Consider the following 20483-nt stretch of genomic DNA (forward strand, 5'->3'; position numbering starts at 1 on the left):
TTCACCAGTCTTCCTTCACGGCCAGCACGGCGTCGCGTCCGGCCGCGGCGCGGGCGCTGAAGGCGGCGGTGAGGGTGCCGGCCAGCACCACCGCGGCGCACAGCGCCGCCAGGCGGCCCCAGGGCAGCAGCAGCTCCATGGTCCAGTGGAAGCTCTGCGGGTTGACGACCTTGACCAGCACCACGCTGATCAGCAGCCCCAGGCCCAGGCCGACGAGGGCGCCGGCGGCGGTCCAGGCCGCGCCTTCGCCGCCGACCACGCCGACAATCTGGCGCCGCGTGAAACCCAGGTGCGCCAGCAGCCCGAACTCGCGCCGGCGCGCCATCACCTGTGCCGAGAAGCTGGCGGCGATGCCGAACAGCCCGATGCCGATGGCCACGGCCTGCAGGTAGTAGGTGACGGCGAAGCTGCGGTCGAAGATGCCCAGCGAGACGCGCCGTATCTCGCCGGGCGAGGCGAATTCCAGCAGCCCGGCCTCGGGCGCGAGCGCGCGCAGCCGCTGCTGCACCGTGTCCGGCGCCGCGTCCGGCGCCAGCCACAGCGCCAGGTCGTTGACGCGCTCGTCGCCCGATAGCCGGCGGTAGGCCTGCAGGTCGAGCGCCACGGCGCCGAACTGCCGCGCGTAGTCGCGCCAAACGCCCAGCACCCGCACCGTCACGGGCTGCTCGCCGGCCAACGGCAGCTGCAGCGTGGTGCCGGGGCGGGCGCCGTAGAGGTCCACCATCGCCTCGCTGACGTAGACGCCGGGCAGGTCGCCATCCCGGGGCAGGGTGCGGCCAAGCAAGGGTAAGTCGCGCGCCGGGTCGCGCAGCGGGCGCGCCACCAGGCTCACCGCCGGCTTGGCCGGATCGAGCTGCAGCGGGCGCACGCGCAGCCCCTCGGCGCGCGCCACGCCTTCCACGCGCGCGGCCTCGCGCACGAAGGCGGGCGGCAGGTAGGCGGTGTCGCCCTGGCCCTGGGTGCCGCTGCGCACATAGAGGTCGGCGGGCAGCACCGCGTCCAGCCACTCGGCCACGCCGTTGCGGAAGCTCGCGACCATCACCGTCAGCGCCACGGCCAGGCTCAAGCTGGACACCACGCCGGCCATGGCGACGCTGGCCGCGTGCTGCTCGTGGCGGGCGCGCTGCACGGCCAGCAGCGGCAGGGCCGAGCGGGGTTGCAGCCGCGCCAGCAGCAGCGCCACCGCCGCCGGCACGCAGGCGATGCCGCCCAGCAGCAGCAGCGCCACCGACACGTAGGCCGGCAGCGGCAGGCCCATCACCGGCGGTCCCAGCGCCGCCAGCCCGCCCAGCGCCAGCAGCGCCGGCGCGCGCCAGGCCGGGGCGGGGGGCGTGGCGCCCCCCAAGCCCTTGAGCGCCTGCGCGGGCGCCAGCTGCTGCGCCAGCTTCGCCGGCCACCAGCCGCCGGCCAGGGCCGCGACCACGCCCAGCGCGCCGAAGACCAGCGCCGCGCCGGGCGAGAACTGCAGCCGCGGCGCGATGCCCGGGAAGTAGCCGCCGCCCAGGTCGCCGGCGAGCCAGCGCAGCGCCAGCGCGGCCAGCCCCGTGCCCAGCACCAGGCCGAGCGCGCTGCCCAGCAGCCCGATGGCGGCGGACTCGGCCAGCACCAGCCGCCGCCGTTGCATTGCCGACAGGCCCAGCACCCCCAGCAGCGCGAGCTGCGGCGTGCGCTGGGCGACGGACAGCGCCAGCACCGAGAACACCAGGAAGCCGCCCACGAACAGCGCCACCAGCGCCAGCACCGTGAGGTTGACGCGGTAGGCGCGCGAGAGGTCCGACACGCGCTGGGCCGCCGTGCGCGGCTCGGCCAGCAGCAGGGCCGGGGGCAGCGCCAGTGCCTCGCGCAGCGCGCGTGCATCGGCGCCGGCGGCCAGGCGGATGTCCACGCGCGAGAGCTTCGCGGGCGCGAAGCGCGCCTGCGCCGCCGCGACGTCCATGACCGCCAGCGGCGCGCCGCCCGCGGTCACCGTGCCGAGCACGCGCAACTGCAGCCGCTGTAGCCCCTGCTGCAGCGTGAGCGTGCCGCCGGGCTGGAGGTTCAGCTTCTGCAGCGCGGCGGGGTTGAGGAAGACGGCGTCGGGCTCCAGGAAGGCGGTGAGCGCGGCGCCCTTCATGGGCACCGGGAACAGCGCCGCGGCCAGGGGCGCGACGCGCAGCGCGTCCACGCCCAGCAGCTTCAGGCTCACGCGCTCGCCGGCGGCGTTCAGCGCCGCGGCGTCCACTTCCAGCACCGGGCTGGCGGCCTGCACCAGCGGGGACAGCGCCACGCGCTCGAACCAGGCGTCGTCCAGGCTGCCCTGCGCGGCGGCGCGCAGGCTGAGGTCGGGCTCGCCGGCGGCGGCGCGCGCGGCGTTGGAGAACTCGTCCAGCGCCGAGCGGTTGATCAGCTGGACGGAGAAGGCCAGGGCCACGCCCAGCGCCACTGACAGCACTGCCACCGCCACCCGCCACGGGTGGTGCCGCCACTCGGGCAGGACGAGCTGGCGCAGCAGGAGAAGCACGCCGCTCACTGGTGCCCCCTCGCGCTGCGCGCGGTCCCGCCGAGCGGGACGGATCGCCCCCTTCGGAGCGGCCGTGCGGGGGCGCTCATGCCGGCAGGGGCTCGAAGCCGGTGGCGGTGAGGTGCAGGGCGCGGTCGGCGCGCGCGGCGGCCGTCTGCGAGTGCGTGACCAGCAGGCAGATCGCCCCTTCGGCGCGGGCCTGGTCCAGCAGCAGCGTGAGCACGCGTTCGGCGGTGGCCGGGTCCAGATTGCCGGTGGGCTCGTCGGCCAGCAGCAGCGCAGGGCGGTGCACCAGCGCGCGGGCGATGGCCACGCGCTGCAGCTGCCCGCCGGAGAGCGTGCGCGGCAGCCGCTCGTCGAAGCCCTCCAGGCCCACGACGGCCAGCATGTGCTTCACGCGCGCGGGGTCGGGGCGCTGGAGCAGCAGCAGGGGCAGGGCGACGTTCTGGCTCACGCTCAGGTGCGGCAGCACGTGAAAGGCCTGGAACACGAAGCCCAGCTTCTCGCGCCGCCAGCGCGCGCGCTGCTCCTCGCCCAGCTGGAACACCTGCACGCCGTCGAGCGTGACGCTGCCGGCGTCGGCCTCGTCCAGTCCGGCGATGCAGTTGAGCAGGGTCGATTTGCCCACGCCGGACTCGCCCAGGATGGCGATGAATTCGCCGGGACGGGCTTGCAGGTCCACGCCGGTGAAGACGGGGCTGTCGGCGTAGCGTTTTTCGAGGGAGCGGATTTGAAGCATGGGTTCGTGACGGAATTCACGATTGGAATGGGGCGGCTGGGCAAGAGGGGCGCCCGAGCCGGGCCGCATACTGCGTGAAAACAATGGCAACCGCGGCTGCTGAGCCAACTTCCTGGAGATTTTCCGTGATCCGGATCCTGCCTTTCGCCCCAGCGCACGCCGCCGGCGTCGTGAGCGTCATCGTGCCGATCCAGCAGGCCGAATTCGGCATTCCCATCACGCTGGAAGCCCAGCCGGACCTGCAGGACATTCCAGGCTTCTACCAGCGCGGCCACGGCAATTTCTGGGTGGCGGAAACCGAAGGCGGTGAAATCGTCGGCACCGTCGCGCTGCTGGACATCGGCCAACAGCAGGGCGCCTTGCGCAAGATGTTCGTGGCGGCCTCGCACCGCGGCAAGGCGCATGGCGTGGCCCAGGCGCTGCTCGGCACGCTGCTGGCCTGGGGGCGGGAGCGGGATATCCGCGAGGTTTTCCTGGGCACCACCGACAAATTCCTGGCCGCCCATCGTTTTTACGAGAAACAGGGTTTCACTCGCGTCGAGCCCGGGCGGTTGCCGCTTGGCTTTCCGGTGATGAGCGTCGATACGCGGTTCTATGCCCTGGCGTTGCAGGCGCCGGCCGGCGCATGACGCCTTGCGGACGGCAGTCCTGGCTGCTGGCTTCTTGAAATATTTCACGCGGCCTGGGGCGAAAATCTTTGCGGGCAGCCGAAAACGAAACGTGTGCTCGCCGGATCTCGTTCCCGGTGGGCTTGCGTTCCAATTCGACCGAGAAGTTTCATGAAATTCCGTTTCTCCGCCGTGCTGCTGAGCGCAACCCTGTTGACGGCCGGTTGCGCTTCCATCTCGACAACGCCGATGCCCAAGATCGAATCCGCGCGCGGGGAACGGGTCGGCGTGTGGGTCGAGGCCGGCAACACGCCCACGCACACGCACATAGGCTCCACGGTGTTCAACAACTTCACCAAGGCCTATCCCTACGACTGGAAGCTGAACGCGGAACTCACGCGCACGCTGCAGCAGAGCATCCAGGGCGCGGGCCTGGAGATGGTGGACCTGCGCAAGGAGGGCCTGTCCCTGGCCGACGTGTCCGGGCTCGTCCAGCCGGGCAATGGCGCATGGCAAGCGGCGCCGGGCAAGGAAGAGGCCGTGCGTCGACTGCGGCAGCAGTGGCGGCTCAAGGCGGTGATGGTGCTCAAGGAAGGACCGGTGCAGGCCGACCTGGAGTGCTACGGCGGTCCCTGCAACGCGCGCTACGTGGGCGCCACCGGGCTGTACACGCGCTCCATCTTCAACCTGACCCGCTACACCGCCGTGGCCGCTTATGACTGGAACGTGTTCGTGCTGGACCCGCTGGCCGACACCGCGAAGGCCGAATCCATGCGGGCCGTGCTCAAGACGCCCACCCGGTCGCTGCCGTCCAAGGAGCCTGCGAACTTCTCGAACCTGACCGAAGCCGAGCTTGCACCGGTCCGGGAAGCCATCCTGGGCTTCGTCAAGAACGCGTCGGCCGAGGCCGTGAAGACGCTGAACACCCGTTGACGCGCACTGTTGGACGTGCGGCCGCCATGGCGCCGGCGTGACCGCGGAGGCTCACGCCAAGGCGTCTTTGCCGGCCCACCCCGGTGCCTTGCCTGAACAAGAACGACGAAGAGGACATACCGTGAATCCCGTGGAACCCTGCACCTCGCTTGAACAAGTGCGAAGCCATATAGACCGCCTCGATCGCCAGATCGTCAGCCTGCTGGCCGAGCGCGGCGGCTACGTGAATCAGGCGGCGAAATTCAAGAAAAGCACCGATGACGTGAAGGCGCCGCAGCGGGTGGAACAGGTGATCGCCAAGGTGCGGGCGCTGTCGGACGAGCTGGGCGCGAATCCGGCCGTGGCCGAGCAGGTTTACAGGGCCATGATTTCCGGCTTCATCGACGCCGAGTTGCGGGAGCACGCGGCGCTGGCGAATGAAGCGGGGGCGCGGTGATGAAGCTCCCGGTATTCCGCCCCCGTCTGGCGGCCCTTTGCGGCGCTTTGCTGATGGCGGCCATGCCCCCGGCCCAGGCCGCCAGCTTCGATTGCGCCAAGGCCAAGACCCGCACCGACCTGCTGATCTGCCGAACCGACAGCCTTTCCGCGCTGGATGAGGAATTGAGCCGGCGCTACAAGCAGCTCACCGCTCAAACCGATGCAGCGGCCCTCAAGACCGACCAGCTCGGCTGGATGCGGGAGCGCGACCAGTGCAAGGACGCCGCCTGCCTGGCCGACAGCTACAACGCGCGGCTGAAATTCCTGTCCACCTGGAATGACGCCGATCCCGAGCCCGCGAACGTGGCCGGCGTGTACGGCACGCGCCGTCCCAGCTTCATCCACAACCCGGACACGCAAAGGGACGAGCCGGTGGACATGTGGGATTGCTTGGCGTTGAAGCGGAAATCCGGCTCGGAGCTGGAATTCAAGTTCACCCTGTTCGGCTCCAACGCCCACAGCTGCGAGATGGAAGGCGTGGCGCGAAAAGCGAAGGGTTCAGCCTACGAATACCGCGAAACCATGGAAATGGTCAGCGGGCAGCCGGAGTGCAAGCTGTCCATCAGCTTCCACCAAGGCTATGTCGAGCTGCTGGACGAGGGCGACCGCTGCCGCCAGCAGTTCTGCGGCATGCGGGCCAGCATCGGCGGGGCTGCGTTCCCGCGCGCACGCCTGAACGTGAAGCGGTGCAAGGACTGAAGCCTGGCGGCAGCTTTCGGTGATTCCGTGACGGATGTCACGAAGAAAGTCCGGGTTGTTCACGGTGTCGCAGCCGAAAAGACGGTGGGGAGGGACCGAGCCGGTCCGTCGATTCCAATAAAACAGAACCGAGAATGACCTTGAAAAATTCGATGTGGCTGGACTGGAGTTTCAACCCGATCGCGCGGGGCTGAGATAGAGGCACCTCCTTCTCCGCCGGCCTCACATTCCCACTCGGCCTTGCTGCCCACCACCGAGCTGGTGGCCTTTTGGCGGCGCCTGGGCACTTATCCCAATTTGCCGGACAAGGGTTCCTTCGGCGAGCCGGTCGATACCATCGAAATCGGCCCGTTCGATCCGAAGTACCGAAACGACGTCGCCTCGGTCATCCTGCCCATCCAGCAGTCCGAGCTGAGCATTCCCATTTCACTGGAGGCGCAGCCGGACCTGATGGACATTCCGCGCTACTACCAGAAGGACAACGGCAATTTCTGGGTGGCGCTGGACAAGGAACGGGTGGTGGGGACGGTGGCGCTGCAGGACATCGGCCAGCAGCAGGGCGCGCTGCGCAAGATGTTCGTGACCCGCGCCTACCGCGGCCCCGAATTGGGCGTGTCCGGCGGGCTGCTCAAGAAACTGCTGGCCTGGTGCCGCGAGCGTGGCCTGCGCGGGGTTTTCCTGGGTACTTCGTCCAAATACCCGGCCGTGCACCGTTTCTACGAAAAGAACGGCTTCAAGCAAATCGGCCGCCAGGAATTGCCGCCGAGTTTCCCGGTCATGGGGCTGGACGACAGGTTCTATGCGCTGGAGCTGTAGCGAGGTTGAAGGCGTTCCATTCCCAATGAAATTCACCGTTCGCCCTGAGCGCGTCGAAGGGCCTGTTGGCCAGCTGTGCCGGGGGCTTCGACAGGCTCAGCCCGAACGGGGTTTCTAAAGCGCCGGCACTTTCTCCCGCAACCGCTGCAGCAGCAGCGCCAGCGGGTCCGGCGCGTCGCACGTCACGCCCAGGCGCCAGGGCATGCCGCGCAGCCAGGTGATCTGGCGCTTGGCCAGCTGCCGCGTCGCGGCGCTACCTGTCTCTTTCACGCGCGCGCGCAGCGCGGCACCCGACAGGCCCGCGTCCAGCGCTTCCCACACCTGGCGGTAGCCCACGCAGCGCATCGAGGGCATCTCCAGCTGCAGGTCGCCGCGCGCGCGCAGGCGCTGCACTTCCTCCACCAGGCCCGCGTCCAGCATCAGGTCGAAGCGCTGGTTGATGCGCCCGTGCAGCCAGGCGCGCGAGTCCGGCTCCAGTGACAGGAACGGGCCCGCCGGCGCCTGCGCCTCGCGCTCGCGGTGGAAGGCCGAGATCGGCTGGCCGCTGACGCGCCACACCTCCAGCGCGCGCGAGATGCGCTGCGCGTCCAGCGGCGCCAGGCGCTTGGCCGTCACCGGATCGACCTGCGCCAGCTCCGCGTGCAGCGCCGCCCAGCCCCGCACCGCCGCGTCGGCCTCGATGGCTGCGCGCACCTCGGGCACCGAGGCCGGCATCGCGTCCAGGCCGTCGATCAGCGCCTTGAAATACAGCATCGTCCCGCCCACCAGCAGCGGCAGCGCGCCGCGCGCGCGGATGCCGGCCATGGCGCCTTCGGCGTCGGCCACGAACTGCGCGGCCGAGTAGGCCTGCGTGGGCTCGATCAGGTCGATCAGGTGGTGCGGCACCCGCGCGCGCTCGTCCGCCGTCGGCTTGGCGGTGCCGATGTCCATGCCGCGGTACACCAGCGCGGAGTCCACGCTGACGATCTCCACCGGCTGCGCCAGCCGCTCGGCCAGCGCCAGGGCCAGCGCGGTCTTGCCGCTGGCCGTGGGGCCGGCCAGGGCGATCCAGGGAATGTCGAAGCTCATCCGGGCCGCCTCCGTCATGCCGTGCGCGGGCGCGGCAGCACGCCGTGGCGCTGCACCAGCGTCCAGCCCACCGTGGCGGTGACGATGCCGAACAGCCCCACCACCAGGCCCAGCGGCCGCGTGGTGCCGTTCATGGCGTGGCCCACCCACAGGCCCACCGCGAAGGCGGTGGCGGCCAGCACGAAGCCGTTGAGCGCCGCGGCCACGCCCGCGCTGCGCGGGAAGGGCCCCACCGCGCCGGCCTGCCCGCAGGGCTGGTGGATGCCGTGGCCGAAGCTGTAGAGCCACTGCGGCAGCAGCACCGCCCACACCTCCTGTACGCCGGCCAGCGCCAGCGCCGCCATCGACAGGCCGCCCGCCAGGCTGAAGCCCGCGCCGCGGCGCACCGCGCCGTCCAGCCCGTGGCGCAGCAGCCAGCGTCGGCAGAAGAAGGTGCCCAGCAGGTACGCCACCGAGCCCGAGGCCAGCGCGATGCCGTACTGGCCCGGCGTCAGGCCCAGCACCTCGATGTAGACGAAGGAGGACAGCGCCAGGATCGCGAACAGCCCGCCGTAGGTGCTGGCCACCAGCGCCGACCAGGCGCGGAAGGTGCGGTGCGCCAGCACCTCGCGCACCGAGGCCGCCAGCGGGCCCAGCCGCAGCGCGTGCGGGTTGCGCTGCGCCAGCGACTCCGGCAGCCGCAGCGCCACGAAGGCCAGCGCGAGGGCGCCGATGGCCGCCACTGCGCCCAGCGGCGCGCGCCAGCCCAGCGCCACGGCCAGCGCGCCGCCCAGCATCGGCGAGCTGATGGCGATCAGGCCCAGCCCCGACATGCCCTTGGACATCACGTGCGCGCCCTCGTGCGGCTCGTACAGGTCGCGCACCATGGCGCGCGCGCACACCACCACCGCCGCCAGCGCCGCGCCCTGCAGCGTGCGCCACAGGATCAGCCACTCGATGGCCGGCGCCGCCGCGCCGCCGGCGCTGGCCAGCGTGTAGAGCGCCAGGCTCAGCAGCAGCACCGGGCGCCGGCCGAAACGGTCAGCCACCGGGCCCCAGAACAGCTGGCCGATGCCGAAGGCCAGGATCAGCGCCGACATCGTGAGCTGGCTCTGCGCCGTCGTGGCGCCGAAGGCGCGCGTCAGGCGCGGCAGCGCGGGCAGGTACAGGTCCGTGGTGACGGGCTGCAGCCCCAGCAGCAGCGCCAGAGCAAGGGCAACGACGCCGGAAGAAACGGCCGGCCGCGATGCGGCCGGCGGCGAAACGGGTGGAACGGGCATCGGGCGAGCGTATCAGCCACGCGCGGTACCCCCGAACGGGGGAGCAAAATGCGTCACGGTGTTAAGAATTAACGCCCGCTGCCCCAGGCAAGGCCCGGGGATTGCTCCCACGTCGCTTCCTTCCTCACGGTTCCCACCTTGACCACTTCCCTCGGGCAACCGGTCGCTGGCGCCCCGCGCGGCAGCACGCCCGGCCCTTTCATGACCTCTTCCAGCGCCGACGGACCTTCGACACGCGCCTGCCCGATGCCGTGGCCCGCCCAGCAGGGCGCGGTCGCGGCGTTGCTGCGCGAGCGCGCCTGGAGCGGCACGTCGCTGGGGCCGAGCGCGTCCTGGCCCCAGAGCCTGCGCACGGCCATCGACCTGTGCCTGGCCTCGCCGCTGCCAGGACTGGTCTGGTGGGGGCCGGAGCTGCTGCAGTTCCACAACGACGCGGCGCTGGCGCTGCTCGGGACGCGGCATCCGGTGGCGCTGGGATTGCCGGCGCGCGCGTGCTGGGCGCGGGAGTGGGAGCGGTTGGGCCCGGCGGTGGAGCGGGTGCTGTCCACCGGCCAGCCCGTGATGGGCGTGCAGCCCGCGGCCGGGCCGGACGAGGCCGCGCCGGGCAGCCCGGTCTGGTGCTGCAGCGCCTTGCGCGACGAGTCGGGCGTGGTGACGGGGCTGTGCGTGACGGTGCTGCCCGGCACGCCGGCGACGTGGGGTGCGGGCGACGGCCCGGGCATGGCCGAGCTGCCGGGGACGGCACTGGTGGAACGCCGGCGCGGCTCCACGCTGGACGTGGTGGCCGTGCGCGCGGCGCTGCGCGACAGCCAGGTGCGCTTCCAGGCCGTGGCCGAGTCGGTGCCCGACCTGCTGTGGCGCTGCAGCCCCGACGGCCATGCCGACTGGTTCAACCGGCGCTGGCGCGAGTACACGGGCCAGGCTGACGACGAGGCGCTGGGCGCGGGCTGGGTGCAGGCGCTGCACCCGGACGACCGGCCGGTGGCGCGCGCGCACTGGCGCCACGCGCGCAACACCGGCAAGCCCTTCGTGCACGAGCTGCGCATCCGCCGCCACGACGGCGCCCACCGCTGGCACTTGGTGCGCGTGGAGCCGCTGAGCCAGGGCGAGGTGCTGCGCTGGTTCTGCGTGGCCACCGACGTGCACGAGCAGCACACCGCGCGCGAGCTGCTGGAGCAGCGCATGCAGCAGCGCACGCGCGAGATGCGCACGGTGCTGGACAGCGCCGCCAGCGCCATCATCGCCACCGACCTGGGCTGGCGCATCACCACCATCAACCCGGCCGCCGAGGCGCTGCTGCGCCTGCCGGTGGCGCAGGCGCTGGGGCGGCGGGTGCTGGACTTCGTCGATGCGCACGAGCTGCGCAAGCGCGGGCGGCTGCTGCCGGCGGACATCCGGCGCGTGCTGTGGCCGCGCGCGCGCACGGTGGAGCCGCGCGGGGCGGCGGCCGAGGCGGGCCAGGAGTGGACCTGCGTGCGCGCCGACGGCACGCGCGTGCCGGTGATGCTGAGCCTGAGCGTGCTGCACGACGGGCGCGGCGAGCCCAAGGGCTTCCTGGGCGTGCTGACGGACCTGTCGGAGCGCAAGTCGCTGGAGGAGCGGCTGCGCCTACGCACCACGCAGGCCGAGGCCGCCAGCCGCGCCAAGAGCGCCTTCCTGGCGCACATGAGCCACGAGATCCGCACCCCGCTCAATGCCGTCATCGGGCTGAGCCAGCTCATGGCGCGCATGACGCTGCCGCAGGAGGCGCAGCGCTTCGTCGGCCACATCCAGCAGGCCGGCGAGCAGCTGCTGGCGCTGACCAACGACGTGCTGGACCTCTCGCGCATCGAGGCCGGCGAGATGCACCTGGAGTCCGTGCCCTTCGAGCTGGCGCCGCTGCTGCAGGCGCTGCGTGCGATGGTGGAGCCGCAGGCCACGGCCAAGGGCCTGCCGCTGCGGCTGGAGCTGCCCGAAGGGCTGCCCGCGGTGCTGCAGGGCGACCCGCTGCGGATCAAGCAGGTGCTGCTGAACCTGCTGGGCAACGCCGTGAAGTTCACGCCGGCGGGCCACGTGGAGCTGCGGGTGGCCGTCGTCGCGCGCGAGGCCGGCCGGGCGACGCTGCGCTTCGACGTGGCGGACACGGGCATCGGCGTGCAGGCCGACCAGCGCGCGCGCATCTTCGAGCCCTTCATGCAGGCCGACAGCTCCACCACGCGGCGCTTCGGCGGCACAGGATTGGGCCTGTCCATCGTGCGCCGGCTGGTGGACATGATGGGCGGCGCGCTGGCGCTGGAGAGCACGCCGGGGCGGGGCAGCACCTTCAGCGTCACGCTCGCGCTGCCCGTGCTCGATGCGCAGGGCCCGGCCTGACATGGCGGGCCGCGTCCGCCCCGGCCCGGCCCCGGGCACCGCGCTTGCAATCACGTTCCCAAGGCGGCCCGCGACCTGCGGCCCGCACAGGGAGCAGCGATGACGATGGGCAGCAAGCGCGAGGAGGGGGGCAAGCCGCTGGGCGTGGCGGGCGACGGCGCCAGCGCCGGGGTGCCCGCCGCCGGCGAGCTGGAGGGCAACGCCTTCAACCCGCTGAGCTACCCGGGCGTGCACCACTGGCAGGCCAGCGCCATCACGCATCCGGGGCTGGACGAGCGCAGCAGCGTGTTCTTCGCCGTCATCGAGATGACGCGCATGCCCATGGTCATCACCGACCCCAAGCAGTCCGACAACCCCGTCGTCTTTGTCAACCGCGCCTTCCTGGACCTCACCGGCTACGAGGAGCACGAAGTGCTGGGGCGCAACTGCCGCTTCCTGCAGGGGCCGCGCACCGACCCGGAGACGGTGGAGGAGGTGCGCACGGCCCTGGCCGAGCAGCGCGCGGTGGCGGTGGACATCCTCAACTACAAGGCCGACGGCCGCCCGTTCTGGAACGCGCTGTTCATCGGCCCCGTCTTCGATCCGCAAGGCGAGCTGCTGTACTTCTTCGCCTCGCAGATGGACATCACGCGCCGGCACAGCTCGGAGCAGGCCTTCCGCCAGGCGCAGAAGATGGAGGCCATCGGGCAGCTCACCGCGGGGCTGGCGCACGACTTCAACAACCTGCTGCAGGTGGTCACGGGCAACCTCGAGCTCGTGGAGCAGCGCCTGGAGGACGACGATGTCGCGCTGCGCAGCGTGCGGCACGCGCAGCGCGCCGCCGAGAGGGGCGGACAGTTGACGCAGCAACTGCTGGCCTTCGCCCGCAAGCAGCGGCTGGAGCCGCGGCGCGTGAGCCTCAACGCGCTGGTGACGGAGTTCAGCGAGATGCTGGTGCGCACGCTGGGCGAGCAGGTGGACCTGCGGCTGGACCTCAAGCCGGGCCTGCCCCCGTGCACGCTCGATCCCACGCACCTGGAGATGGCGCTGCTCAACGTGCTCATCAACGCGCGCGATGCCATGCCCGAAGGCGGCCGCGTCACGGTAGGCACCTCGCTGCTGGACGAGGCCGCGCGCGCGAGCGCGCACCAGCTGCCGCCGGGCCGCTACGTGGTGCTGTGCGTCATCGACGAAGGGCAGGGCATGCCCGCCGACGTGGCGCACCGCGCCACGGAGCCCTTCTTCACCACGCGGCAGGCCGGCACCGGGCTGGGCCTGGCCATGGTGCACGGCTTCGTGCAGCAGTCGCGCGGGCGGCTGGAGATCGACAGCGAGCCCGGGCGCGGCACCACGGTGCGCATGATCTTTCCCGCGGAGGCGCAGCGGCCCGCGCCGCCGGCCGACGCGCAGGACGCGCGGGAAGCGCAAGGCGCGACGGGCACGATCCTGCTGGTCGAGGACAGCGAGGACGTGCGCCTCATGACCGAGCAGGTGCTGCGCGAGCAGGGCTACCGCGTGCTGTGCGCCGCCAGCGGCGAGGCGGCGCTGGAGCTGCTGCAGCGCCACGGCCCCGTGGACCTGCTCTTCACCGACGTGATGATGCCCGGCGGCATGAACGGCCTGGTGCTGGCCGCGCGGCTGCGCGAGCGGCTGCCGGGCCTGCCGGTGCTGCTGAGCACGGGCTACGCGGAAGAACTGCTGGGCGAGGGCGCCACGCGCGATCCCGTCCTGACCAAACCCTACCGGCGTGCCGAGCTGCTGGAGCAGGTGCGCGCGGCGCTCAAGCGCGCCGGCGCCGCGTCCTCCTCCCGGGCACCGGCCGGTTCACTGCATGAAGGCTGAAGGTTGCCATCCATGAGTCAGCACATCCTGATCGTCGACGACCTGGTCGATGTGACGACGGTGTTCCAGTACTACTTCGAGAGCCTGGGCTACCGCGTCAGCGTGGCCGAGCATGGCGCCGCAGCGCTGGCGCTGGAGGAGGCCGATCCGGCGGACCTCGTCATCACCGACCTGAGGATGCCGGGCATGGGCGGGCGCGAGCTGGTGCTGCAGCTGCGCCAGCGCCGCGCCGAGCTGCCCATCATCATGATGTCGGGCTACGCGGGCGACGAGCCGCTGGTGCCCGGCAACACGAGCTTCTTCGTCAAGCCGGTCAACCTCGCGCTGCTGAACCAGCGCGTGGGCGAGATGCTCCAGGGCCGCGCGGCGTAGCCGCGGCGGTCCATCCTCTTCCGAGCCTTCGTTCCGGCGCGTTGCCGGAACATCCCTTCCGCGCTTGGTGTCTTGCGCCGGTTGGTTTCCGACGCAACGGTCTGGACCTGCGCACCGCGGCTGGTGGATGGCGGGCTGGGCACGCCGGTCCCCGCAGCCTTGCGGCCCGTGCCGGGCCTCGTGGGCACAGCCCTTGCCACTAAGGTGCAAGCCCCGGGAGTCGCCCGCAGCCGGCACGGTCGGCTCCCGGTGGTGATCCAAGACCCGTTGTCTTAGAGGAGCACTACATGAACGTCATCCGCAATACTCTTGCCGCTGCCGCCGTCTCACTGCTGGCCCTGGCCGGCGCCGTGCAGGCCGCAGACCAGTCCAACGTCGGTACCGGTACCTCGGCCGCCCAGGCCGAGAAGAACCGGGGCGTGCCGGGCGTGGACGTGGACGTGGGCAAGAACGCTGACGGCGCCATCGACGTGAACGTCAACAAGAACAACGCCAACGAGCCGGCGCCGGCCCGCAACGAGACTGCCCGCGGCGTGCCGGGCGTGGACGTGGACGTCGGCCGCAATGCCAACGGCGCGGTGGACGTGCACACCGACCGCGGTATGCGCCCCGCGCGCGCCGACCGCGGCTGACGCGCACTCCCGAAGGCGGACGCTGTGCGCGTTCCGCCCTCGCCATGCCCGCGCAGGCGGGCGTGGCGACGTAGGGGGCCGCCGCATCACCCTGCGGCCAGCACCCCGGACCTCTTCAGAACTTCTCGAACTCGCCCAGGTAGCGCCACTGCCCCGGGGGCAGCTTGCCCAGAACCACGGAGCCGATGCGCACGCGCTTGAGGCCCACGACCTTGAGGCCCACGGCCTCGCACATGCGGCGGATCTGGCGCTTGCGGCCCTCGCGCAGCACGACGCGCAGCTGGTCCTCGTTCTGCCAGCTCACCTGCGCGGGCTTGAGCGGCTTGCCGTCAAGCTCCAGGCCGTGGCGCAGCAGCTCCAGGTCGCGCTCGGGCAGGCGGCCCGGGTGCATGTACTCCACCCGCACCAGGTATTCCTTCTCCACGCGCGTCTCGTCGCCGATGAGCTGCTTGGCGACGCGCCCGTCCTGCGTGAGCACCAGCAGCCCGGTGGAGTCGATGTCCAGCCGTCCCGCGGGCGCCAGGTGGCGCGCGTGGCCGGGATGGAAGCGGATGCGCGCCGGGTCTTCGCCCCAGTGGTTGTCGGCCGTGACCAGCACCGACGCGGGCTCGTAGCCGTCCTCGGCCTGGCCGCTGACATAGCCGATGGGCTTGTGCAGCAGGATGGTCACGCGCTTGGCCTGCGATTCGCGGGCGATGGGGTCGATGTCCACCACCTGGCCCGGCAGCAGGCGCTGGCCCAGCACGGCCATCTTGCCGTCCACCTTCACCCAGCCGGCCTCGATCCAGTCGTCGGCCTCGCGGCGCGACACCACGCCCTGTTCCGACAGGTGCTTGGACAGGCGCACGCCCTGTGCCGCCACCTCGGCCTCGGCGGCCGGACCCCGCACCTCGTCATCCGCCTCGACCCGGGCCGCTCTGTCGTTCAGCCCGGCCTCGGGCAGCCTTTGCCGCACCGGCTGGCCGGGAGCGGGACTGCGGCGGTCGAAGGCCGGGCGCTCGTCGCGGCGGGGCCGCTCGCCGAAGCCCGGGCGGTCGCCGCGCTGGGGACGCTCGTCGCGGCCCGCCGGGCCGCCGAAGCGGGGCCGGTCGCCAAAGCCGCCGCGCTCCTCGCGCTGAGGCCGGTCACCGAAAGCGGGACGGTCGTCACGGCGGGGAGGCCGGTCGCCGAAACCGCCGCGTTCCTCGCGGCGCGGGCGGTCGTCGCGCTCGCCGGGGCCGGCGTGGCGGGGGCGGTCGCCGAAGCCGCCACGGTCTTCGCGGCGGGGAGGCCGGTCGCCGAAGCCACCGCGCTCCTCGTGGCGCGGGCGCTCGTCACGCCCGCCGGGGCCGGCGTGGCGGGGGCGGTCGCCGAAGCCACCACGATCTTCATGGCGGGGCCGATCGCCGAAGCCACCGCGTTCCTCGCGGCGCGGGCGGTCGTCACGGCCGCCGGGGCCGGCGTGGCGGGGGCGGTCACCAAAGCCGCCGCGGTCTTCATGGCGGGGCCGATCGCCGAAGCCACCGCGCTCCTCGCGGCGCGGGCGGTCGTCACGGCCACCGGGGCCGGCGTGGCGGGGGCGGTCGCCGAAGCCGCCCCGATCTTCGTAGCGAGGGCGGTCACCGAAGCCGCCCCGATCGTCGCGGCGGGGAGGCCGATCGCCGAAGCCGCCGCGCTCCTCGCGACGGGGACGGTCGTCACGGCCGCCGGGGCCGGCGTGGCGGGGACGGTCGCCGAAGCTGCTGCCGCGGTCGTCGCGGCGGGGGCGGTCGCCGAAGCCGCCGCGTTCCTCGCGGCGCGGGTCGCGGGCGGGGCCTTCGCGGCGGTCATTCGAGCCGGGGCGGTCACCGGCACTGCGTTGTTCCGCGCGCGCCGCGCGCTCGGCCGCGGTGGGCGGCGGGCCGGCCTTGCGGGCGGTGGGTCGCACGTTGGCGCGACGCGGGTCGCGCCCCTTGGCGCCGGCCTTCAATCCAATCTTGGGTCTTTCACTCATTCCGGGATTGGACCATGCCGCCACCGGCGCATCGCCCGAAGCGGCTGCTGCCGACAGGGGCGGGCGGCAGTAGTGCGCGGGTTGGAAGTTCGGGTTCCGCCCACGCCCGCGCCCGCCCACCGCTTCCTATGCTGCTGCGCACCACGACGCGGGAGATGGCCATGGACAACATGCAGCACACCGGCAGTTGGGATCAGCACGCAGCGGCGGACGACCCGGTCCGCCCGGGCACTGGCCGGACAGGCCGAGTCGGCGACGGCGCCGCCAGCGGGCCTTGCGCCTCCAGTGCATCGGCCCTATCGCTCACGCGCCGCCACCTGCTGCTGGCGCTGCCGGCCTGGGCGCTGGGCGAGGTGGCCCGGGCCACGCCGGACGAGGCGGCGCAAGACGTTGTGCCTGCAACCAAAGCGCCCGCACCGCATGAGCCCCCGGCGCTGCTGCTGGCGCGCGAGGCTCCGGCTGACGTCGACCCCACCGGCTACCTGGTGAGCGAGAAATTCGACGGCGTGCGCGCGCTGTGGGACGGGCAGCGGCTGCGCTTTCGCAGCGGCGCGGCGGTGCCCGCGCCGGTCGCCTTCCTGCGCCGGCTGCCGCCGCAGGCGCTGGACGGCGAGCTGTGGCTGGCGCGCGGGCGCTTCAGCGAGCTCGCGGGCCTGGCCAAGCGCCGGGGCGCGAGCGAGGCGGACTGGGCCGGCATCCGCTATCAGGTCTTCGAGCTGCCGGGCGCGCCGGGGCCCTTCGAGGCGCGCGCGCAGGCGCTGGCCGAGTTGGTGGCGCGCCTGGACGCGCCCGCGCTGCAGGCGGTGGCGCAGGAGCGCGTGGCCGACCGCGCCGCGCTGCAGCGCCGCCTGCAGCAGGTGCTGGCCGCCGGCGGCGAGGGGCTGATGCTGCACCGCGCCGACGCGCCCTACGTCACCGGCCGCAGCGAGCTGCTGCTCAAGCTCAAGCCGCAGCAGGACGCCGAAGGCGTGGTCGTGGACCGGCGCTTCGGCAGCGAGGGCCGGATGCAGGGCCTGCTGGTGGCGCTGCGGCTGCGCCTGCCCGGCGGGCGCGAGTTCCTGCTGGGCAGCGGCTTCAGCGACGCCTTGCGTCGCGACCCGCCGCCGCTGGGCAGCGTGGTGAGCTACCGCCACCGCGGCTGGAGCGCGACGGGACTGCCGCGCTTTGCGAGCTTCATGAGGGTGGAGCCGGGCCTCTGACACGGCGCCGCGGCGGGCGGGCCGAGCGGCCTCGGGTATCGTCCCGCCGATGAGCGACATGACCTTCTTCTGGCACGACTACGAGACCTTCGGCCGCGTGCCGCGACGCGACCGGCCGGCGCAGTTCGCCGGGGTGCGTACCGATGCCGAACTCAACGAGATTGGCGAGCCGCTGACGCTGTACTGCCACCCGCCGCTGGACATGCTGCCCGACCCGGAGAGCTGCCTGCTCACCGGCATCCTGCCCCAGCACTGCCAGGAACACGGGGTCGCGGAGCACGAATTCGCCGCCGCCATCGAGGCCGCCCTGGCGCAGCCGGGCACGGTGGGCGTGGGCTACAACAGCATCCGCTTCGACGACGAGGTCACGCGCCACCTGCTCTGGCGCAACCTGTTCGACCCTTACGCCCGCGAGTGGCAGAACGGCTGCGGACGCTGGGACCTGCTGGACGTGGTGCGCTGCGCCTACGCGCTGCGGCCCGAGGGCATGGAGTGGCCGCAGCACCCCGACGGGCGCGTGTCCTTCAAGCTGGAGGACCTCACCGCCGCCAACGGCCTTGCGCACGAGTCCGCCCACGACGCGCTGTCCGACGTGCGCGCCACCATCGCCCTGGCGCGGCGGCTGCGCCAGGCGCAGCCGAAGCTGTGGGACTTCTGCTTCAAGCTGCGGCGCAAGGACGCGGTGCTGGCGGAGATCGGCGTAGGTAAACCCTTCCTGCACGTCTCGGGCATGTTCGGCGCCGAGCGCGGCTGCCTGGCGCTGATGTGGCCGCTGGGGCCGCACCCGTCCAACCGCAACGAGCTGCTGTGCTGGGACCTGGCGGCCGACCCGCAGGAGCTGTTCGGCCTGGACGCCGACACCATCCGCGAGCGGCTGTTCACGCGCACGCAGGACCTGCCCGAGGGCGTGACGCGGCTGCCGATCAAGAGCGTGCACATCAACAAGTCGCCGGTGGTCATCGGCAACCTGAAGACGCTCAGTCCCGCACAGGCGCAGCGCTGGGGCCTGGACCTGGAGCAGCAGCTGCAGCATGCCGAGCGGCTGCGCCAGGCCGGGCCGCTGCCGCCGCAGCTGTGGGCGCAGGTGTTCGAGCGCCCGGCCGCCGCGGGCCCGGCGGACGTGGACGAGGACCTGTACGGCGGCTTCGTCGGCAATGCCGACCGCCACAAGCTCAACGCGCTGCGCGCGGCGCCGCCGCACGAGCTGGCGCTGCGCGAGCCGCCCTTCGAGGACCCGCGGCTGTCGGAGCTGGTCTTCCGCTGGCGTGCCCGCAACTTCCCCCACACCCTCGACGAGGGCGAGCGCGCGCGCTGGGACAAGCACCGCGCGCGCCGGCTGCACGAGGGGCAGGGCGGCGTGCTGACGCTGGCCGCCTATGCCGAGCGCATCGACGCCCTGAGCGAGACGGCCGACGAGCGCGGGCAGGAGATCCTGGGGGCGCTGTACGACTGGGCGGAGGAAATCGCGCCCTGATCTCCCGGCGGGCGCGCTTTCAAGGCGCGCCCACGCTCCCGTGCACCGCCGCGCGGCGGCAGGCCTCGGCGCAGCGGCGGCAGGCCTCGGCGCATTCCTGGCAATGGTCCATGGGGTGGCGGCCGCACTCGGTGCCGCAGGCCTCGCACAGCTGCGCGCACAGGGCGCAGATGGCCTGCGCGTGCTCGCTGTCGCGCGCCATCGCGCCGGAGGCCAGGCGGCACATGGCGGCGCAGTCGATGTCCAGCGCGATGCAGCGCGCCATGGGTTTGGGCTGGGCCTCGTGCAGGCACGACACGGCGCAGTAGTCACAGGCCGCGGCGCAGGCGTCGCAGGCCTCGATGCAGTCGGCATACGGGGGGTTCATGGGACGGCTCCATTGCCCGGCTTTCCGGGCGACGTGGGGCTGCCGGCAAGCCATGCACCCGCGGCGCGCATGCCGCTTGCTGAATTCCCGGGTACCGGCCGGGCGGCGTTCACAGGCCGCCATCCATCCCACTACCGGACCCAAGGAGAAAGCATGAACAACCGACACATCGCCATGGCCCAACGCAACCTCCGCCTGGCCTTCCTGAGCGGCGCCGTGCTGGTGGCGCTGGGCGCCACGGCCACGGCAGCGAACGCCGCCCAGCGCGGGGACCGCAGCGCCGCGCAGGCGCAGTTGCGCGCCGACATGCAGTACTGCAACAGCGGCCAGTCCGGCCAGTCGCGCGCGCTGTGCCAGCACGAGGCCCGCCAGGCCTACAACGAGGCCCTGCGCGGCACGCTGGACGTGCCGGTGATGCAAGCCGGCACGCGCTCCACCACCGGCGTGGCCACGGGCTCGGGCACCGGCATGGGCAGCAGCGGCTCGCAGGGCATGACCACGGGCGCCGGCACGGGCATGTCCGGCAGCGGCAGCTCGCAAGGCGCCATGGGCTCGGGCATGGACCAGGGCAACCGCACCGGTACCGGCAGCGGCATGAGCAGCGGCTCCACCAGCGGCAGCAACGCCGGCAGCTCCTCCAGGACGGGCAGCGCCTCCTCGGGCAACAGCAGCTCCACCGCCGCGCCAGGCCAGGCCGGCACGGCCGTGGGTCCGAACGGCGGCGCGCCGGGTGCCATGTCTTCCGGCACGTCGGGCAGCGGCATGAGCAGCGGCTCCACCACCGGCAGCGGTTCCAGCATGGGCAGCGGCAGCAGCACCGGCTCCACCAGCGGCAGCAACGCCGGCAGCTCCTCCAGGACGGGCAGCGCCTCCTCGGGCAACAGCGGCGCCACGGCGGACCCGGGCCAGGCCGGCACGGCGGTGGGTCCCAACAGCGGCGCGCCCAGCGGCACGGGCAGCACCGGCCGCTGATCCCGGCTCATCCCCCGGCGGCCGCGCCGATGCGGCCTCCGGCAGCCCCGCAAGGGCCGTGGCGCATGGCGCTGCGGCCCTTTTGTGCTTATGAGGCGGACGTCGCGTCCGCTCAGTCGCTCTCGCGCGCGGGCCCAGGCTTTGCCCGGTAGTGAGTCCTTGGCCACGTTGCCGCAGGCATTGCACGGCGTGGCGTCCCCTGGACCGACTCACCTCCGGAGAA

The 20483-nt window shown here is 72.6% G+C and carries 18 protein-coding genes; 12 read left to right on the top strand and 6 right to left on the bottom strand.

Going from position 1 to position 20483, the window contains the following annotated elements; all coding sequences use genetic code 11:
* Position 1: 1 nt before the first annotated feature.
* Together H537_RS0126560 and H537_RS0126565 are read right to left on the bottom strand one after the other, a co-directional pair.
* Positions 2-2500, bottom strand: a complete 2499-nt coding sequence (locus tag H537_RS0126560) for an FtsX-like permease family protein (protein ID WP_029000284.1) — start codon at positions 2498-2500, stop codon at positions 2-4.
* An 85-nt stretch (positions 2501-2585) separates the two neighbouring features.
* Positions 2586-3239 (bottom strand): ABC transporter ATP-binding protein, encoded by a 654-nt coding sequence (locus tag H537_RS0126565; RefSeq protein WP_029000285.1) that lies wholly within the window; start codon positions 3237-3239, stop codon positions 2586-2588.
* Positions 3240-3364: 125 nt separating this feature from the next.
* Between H537_RS0126565 and H537_RS0126570 the strand changes: the two genes are divergently transcribed.
* The 5 genes from H537_RS0126570 (at position 3365) to H537_RS0126590 (ending at position 6772) form a co-directional block, all read left to right on the top strand.
* Positions 3365-3868 carry a GNAT family N-acetyltransferase gene (locus tag H537_RS0126570; RefSeq protein WP_029000286.1) on the top strand — a complete coding sequence of 168 codons (504 nt, stop codon included), beginning with the start codon at positions 3365-3367 and terminating at the stop codon, positions 3866-3868.
* A gap of 150 nt (positions 3869-4018) precedes the next feature.
* Positions 4019-4780, top strand: coding sequence for a hypothetical protein (locus H537_RS0126575; protein WP_156901953.1), 762 nt, complete (start codon positions 4019-4021; stop codon positions 4778-4780).
* A gap of 121 nt (positions 4781-4901) precedes the next feature.
* Positions 4902-5216, top strand: coding sequence for a chorismate mutase (locus H537_RS0126580; RefSeq protein WP_238446808.1), 315 nt, complete (start codon positions 4902-4904; stop codon positions 5214-5216).
* Positions 5217-5269: 53 nt separating this feature from the next.
* Complete coding sequence (locus tag H537_RS49730) at positions 5270-5956, top strand: lysozyme inhibitor LprI family protein (protein ID WP_156901954.1); 687 nt, start codon at positions 5270-5272, stop codon at positions 5954-5956.
* A 240-nt stretch (positions 5957-6196) separates the two neighbouring features.
* On the top strand, positions 6197-6772 hold the full coding sequence (locus H537_RS0126590; RefSeq protein WP_238446809.1) for a GNAT family N-acetyltransferase: 576 nt from the start codon (positions 6197-6199) through the stop codon (positions 6770-6772).
* A gap of 114 nt (positions 6773-6886) precedes the next feature.
* Here H537_RS0126590 and miaA read toward each other — a convergent pair whose 3' ends face one another.
* Both miaA and H537_RS0126600 read right to left on the bottom strand, forming a co-directional pair.
* Complete coding sequence (gene miaA / locus H537_RS0126595; protein WP_029000290.1) at positions 6887-7858, bottom strand: tRNA (adenosine(37)-N6)-dimethylallyltransferase MiaA; 972 nt, start codon at positions 7856-7858, stop codon at positions 6887-6889.
* Positions 7855-9099: a Bcr/CflA family efflux MFS transporter gene (locus H537_RS0126600; protein ID WP_029000291.1), complete on the bottom strand. Its 1245-nt coding sequence runs from the start codon at positions 9097-9099 to the stop codon at positions 7855-7857. The genes miaA and H537_RS0126600 overlap by 4 nt, the downstream gene beginning before the upstream one ends.
* 246 nt (positions 9100-9345) lie before the next feature.
* Between H537_RS0126600 and H537_RS49735 the strand changes: the two genes are divergently transcribed.
* The 4 genes from H537_RS49735 to H537_RS0126620 all read left to right on the top strand — a co-directional run bounded on the left by H537_RS49735 (position 9346) and on the right by H537_RS0126620 (position 14276).
* Positions 9346-11451, top strand: a complete 2106-nt coding sequence (locus tag H537_RS49735) for a PAS domain-containing sensor histidine kinase (protein WP_029000292.1) — start codon at positions 9346-9348, stop codon at positions 11449-11451.
* Between the two features lie 99 nt (positions 11452-11550).
* A complete protein-coding gene (locus tag H537_RS45670) occupies positions 11551-13272 on the top strand; it encodes a histidine kinase famiy protein (protein ID WP_051243291.1) in 1722 nt (573 codons plus the stop codon).
* 12 nt (positions 13273-13284) lie between these two features.
* Positions 13285-13644, top strand: a complete 360-nt coding sequence (locus H537_RS45675; RefSeq protein WP_051243292.1) for a response regulator — start codon at positions 13285-13287, stop codon at positions 13642-13644.
* 287 nt (positions 13645-13931) lie between these two features.
* Positions 13932-14276 carry a hypothetical protein gene (locus H537_RS0126620; RefSeq protein WP_029000293.1) on the top strand — a complete coding sequence of 115 codons (345 nt, stop codon included), beginning with the start codon at positions 13932-13934 and terminating at the stop codon, positions 14274-14276.
* Between the two features lie 115 nt (positions 14277-14391).
* Here the strand turns inward: H537_RS0126620 and H537_RS45680 are convergent, their stop codons facing one another.
* The gene (locus H537_RS45680; RefSeq protein WP_064736051.1) at positions 14392-16248 is read right to left on the bottom strand and encodes a pseudouridine synthase; all 1857 of its coding nucleotides are present in this window, start codon (positions 16246-16248) and stop codon (positions 14392-14394) included.
* Between the two features lie 161 nt (positions 16249-16409).
* Here H537_RS45680 and H537_RS0126630 point away from each other — a divergent pair, with 161 nt between their 5' ends.
* Both H537_RS0126630 and sbcB read left to right on the top strand, forming a co-directional pair.
* Positions 16410-17447, top strand: coding sequence for a DNA ligase (locus H537_RS0126630; RefSeq protein ID WP_238446811.1), 1038 nt, complete (start codon positions 16410-16412; stop codon positions 17445-17447).
* 49 nt (positions 17448-17496) lie between these two features.
* Positions 17497-18921: an exodeoxyribonuclease I gene (gene sbcB / locus H537_RS0126635; RefSeq protein WP_029000295.1), complete on the top strand. Its 1425-nt coding sequence runs from the start codon at positions 17497-17499 to the stop codon at positions 18919-18921.
* 19 nt (positions 18922-18940) lie between these two features.
* Here sbcB and H537_RS45685 read toward each other — a convergent pair whose 3' ends face one another.
* On the bottom strand, positions 18941-19288 hold the full coding sequence (locus H537_RS45685; protein ID WP_043460162.1) for a four-helix bundle copper-binding protein: 348 nt from the start codon (positions 19286-19288) through the stop codon (positions 18941-18943).
* Between the two features lie 153 nt (positions 19289-19441).
* On the opposite strand from H537_RS45685, the gene H537_RS49740 reads away from it, so the two are divergent.
* Positions 19442-20260 (top strand): hypothetical protein, encoded by an 819-nt coding sequence (locus H537_RS49740; protein WP_051243294.1) that lies wholly within the window; start codon positions 19442-19444, stop codon positions 20258-20260.
* The last annotated feature ends 223 nt before the right edge of the window (positions 20261-20483 follow it).

Source organism: Azohydromonas australica DSM 1124, from assembly GCF_000430725.1.
Classification (GTDB): domain Bacteria; phylum Pseudomonadota; class Gammaproteobacteria; order Burkholderiales; family Burkholderiaceae_C; genus Azohydromonas; species Azohydromonas australica.

Bases quoted from the DNA above. Each gene is read 5' to 3' on its own strand.
- H537_RS0126565 (WP_029000285.1), bottom strand. From the start codon at position 3,239: ATGCTTCAAATCCGCTCCCTCGAAAAACGCTACGCCGACAGCCCCGTC.
- H537_RS0126575 (WP_156901953.1), top strand. From the start codon at position 4,019: ATGAAATTCCGTTTCTCCGCCGTGCTGCTGAGCGCAACCCTGTTGACG.
- H537_RS49730 (WP_156901954.1), top strand. From the start codon at position 5,270: ATGGCGGCCATGCCCCCGGCCCAGGCCGCCAGCTTCGATTGCGCCAAG.
- miaA (WP_029000290.1), bottom strand. From the start codon at position 7,858: ATGACGGAGGCGGCCCGGATGAGCTTCGACATTCCCTGGATCGCCCTG.
- H537_RS0126600 (WP_029000291.1), bottom strand. From the start codon at position 9,099: ATGCCCGTTCCACCCGTTTCGCCGCCGGCCGCATCGCGGCCGGCCGTT.
- H537_RS49735 (WP_029000292.1), top strand. From the start codon at position 9,346: ATGCCGTGGCCCGCCCAGCAGGGCGCGGTCGCGGCGTTGCTGCGCGAG.
- H537_RS45670 (WP_051243291.1), top strand. From the start codon at position 11,551: ATGACGATGGGCAGCAAGCGCGAGGAGGGGGGCAAGCCGCTGGGCGTG.
- H537_RS45675 (WP_051243292.1), top strand. From the start codon at position 13,285: ATGAGTCAGCACATCCTGATCGTCGACGACCTGGTCGATGTGACGACG.
- H537_RS0126620 (WP_029000293.1), top strand. From the start codon at position 13,932: ATGAACGTCATCCGCAATACTCTTGCCGCTGCCGCCGTCTCACTGCTG.
- H537_RS45680 (WP_064736051.1), bottom strand. From the start codon at position 16,248: ATGAGTGAAAGACCCAAGATTGGATTGAAGGCCGGCGCCAAGGGGCGC.
- H537_RS0126630 (WP_238446811.1), top strand. From the start codon at position 16,410: ATGGACAACATGCAGCACACCGGCAGTTGGGATCAGCACGCAGCGGCG.
- sbcB (WP_029000295.1), top strand. From the start codon at position 17,497: ATGAGCGACATGACCTTCTTCTGGCACGACTACGAGACCTTCGGCCGC.
- H537_RS45685 (WP_043460162.1), bottom strand. From the start codon at position 19,288: ATGAACCCCCCGTATGCCGACTGCATCGAGGCCTGCGACGCCTGCGCC.
- H537_RS49740 (WP_051243294.1), top strand. From the start codon at position 19,442: ATGAACAACCGACACATCGCCATGGCCCAACGCAACCTCCGCCTGGCC.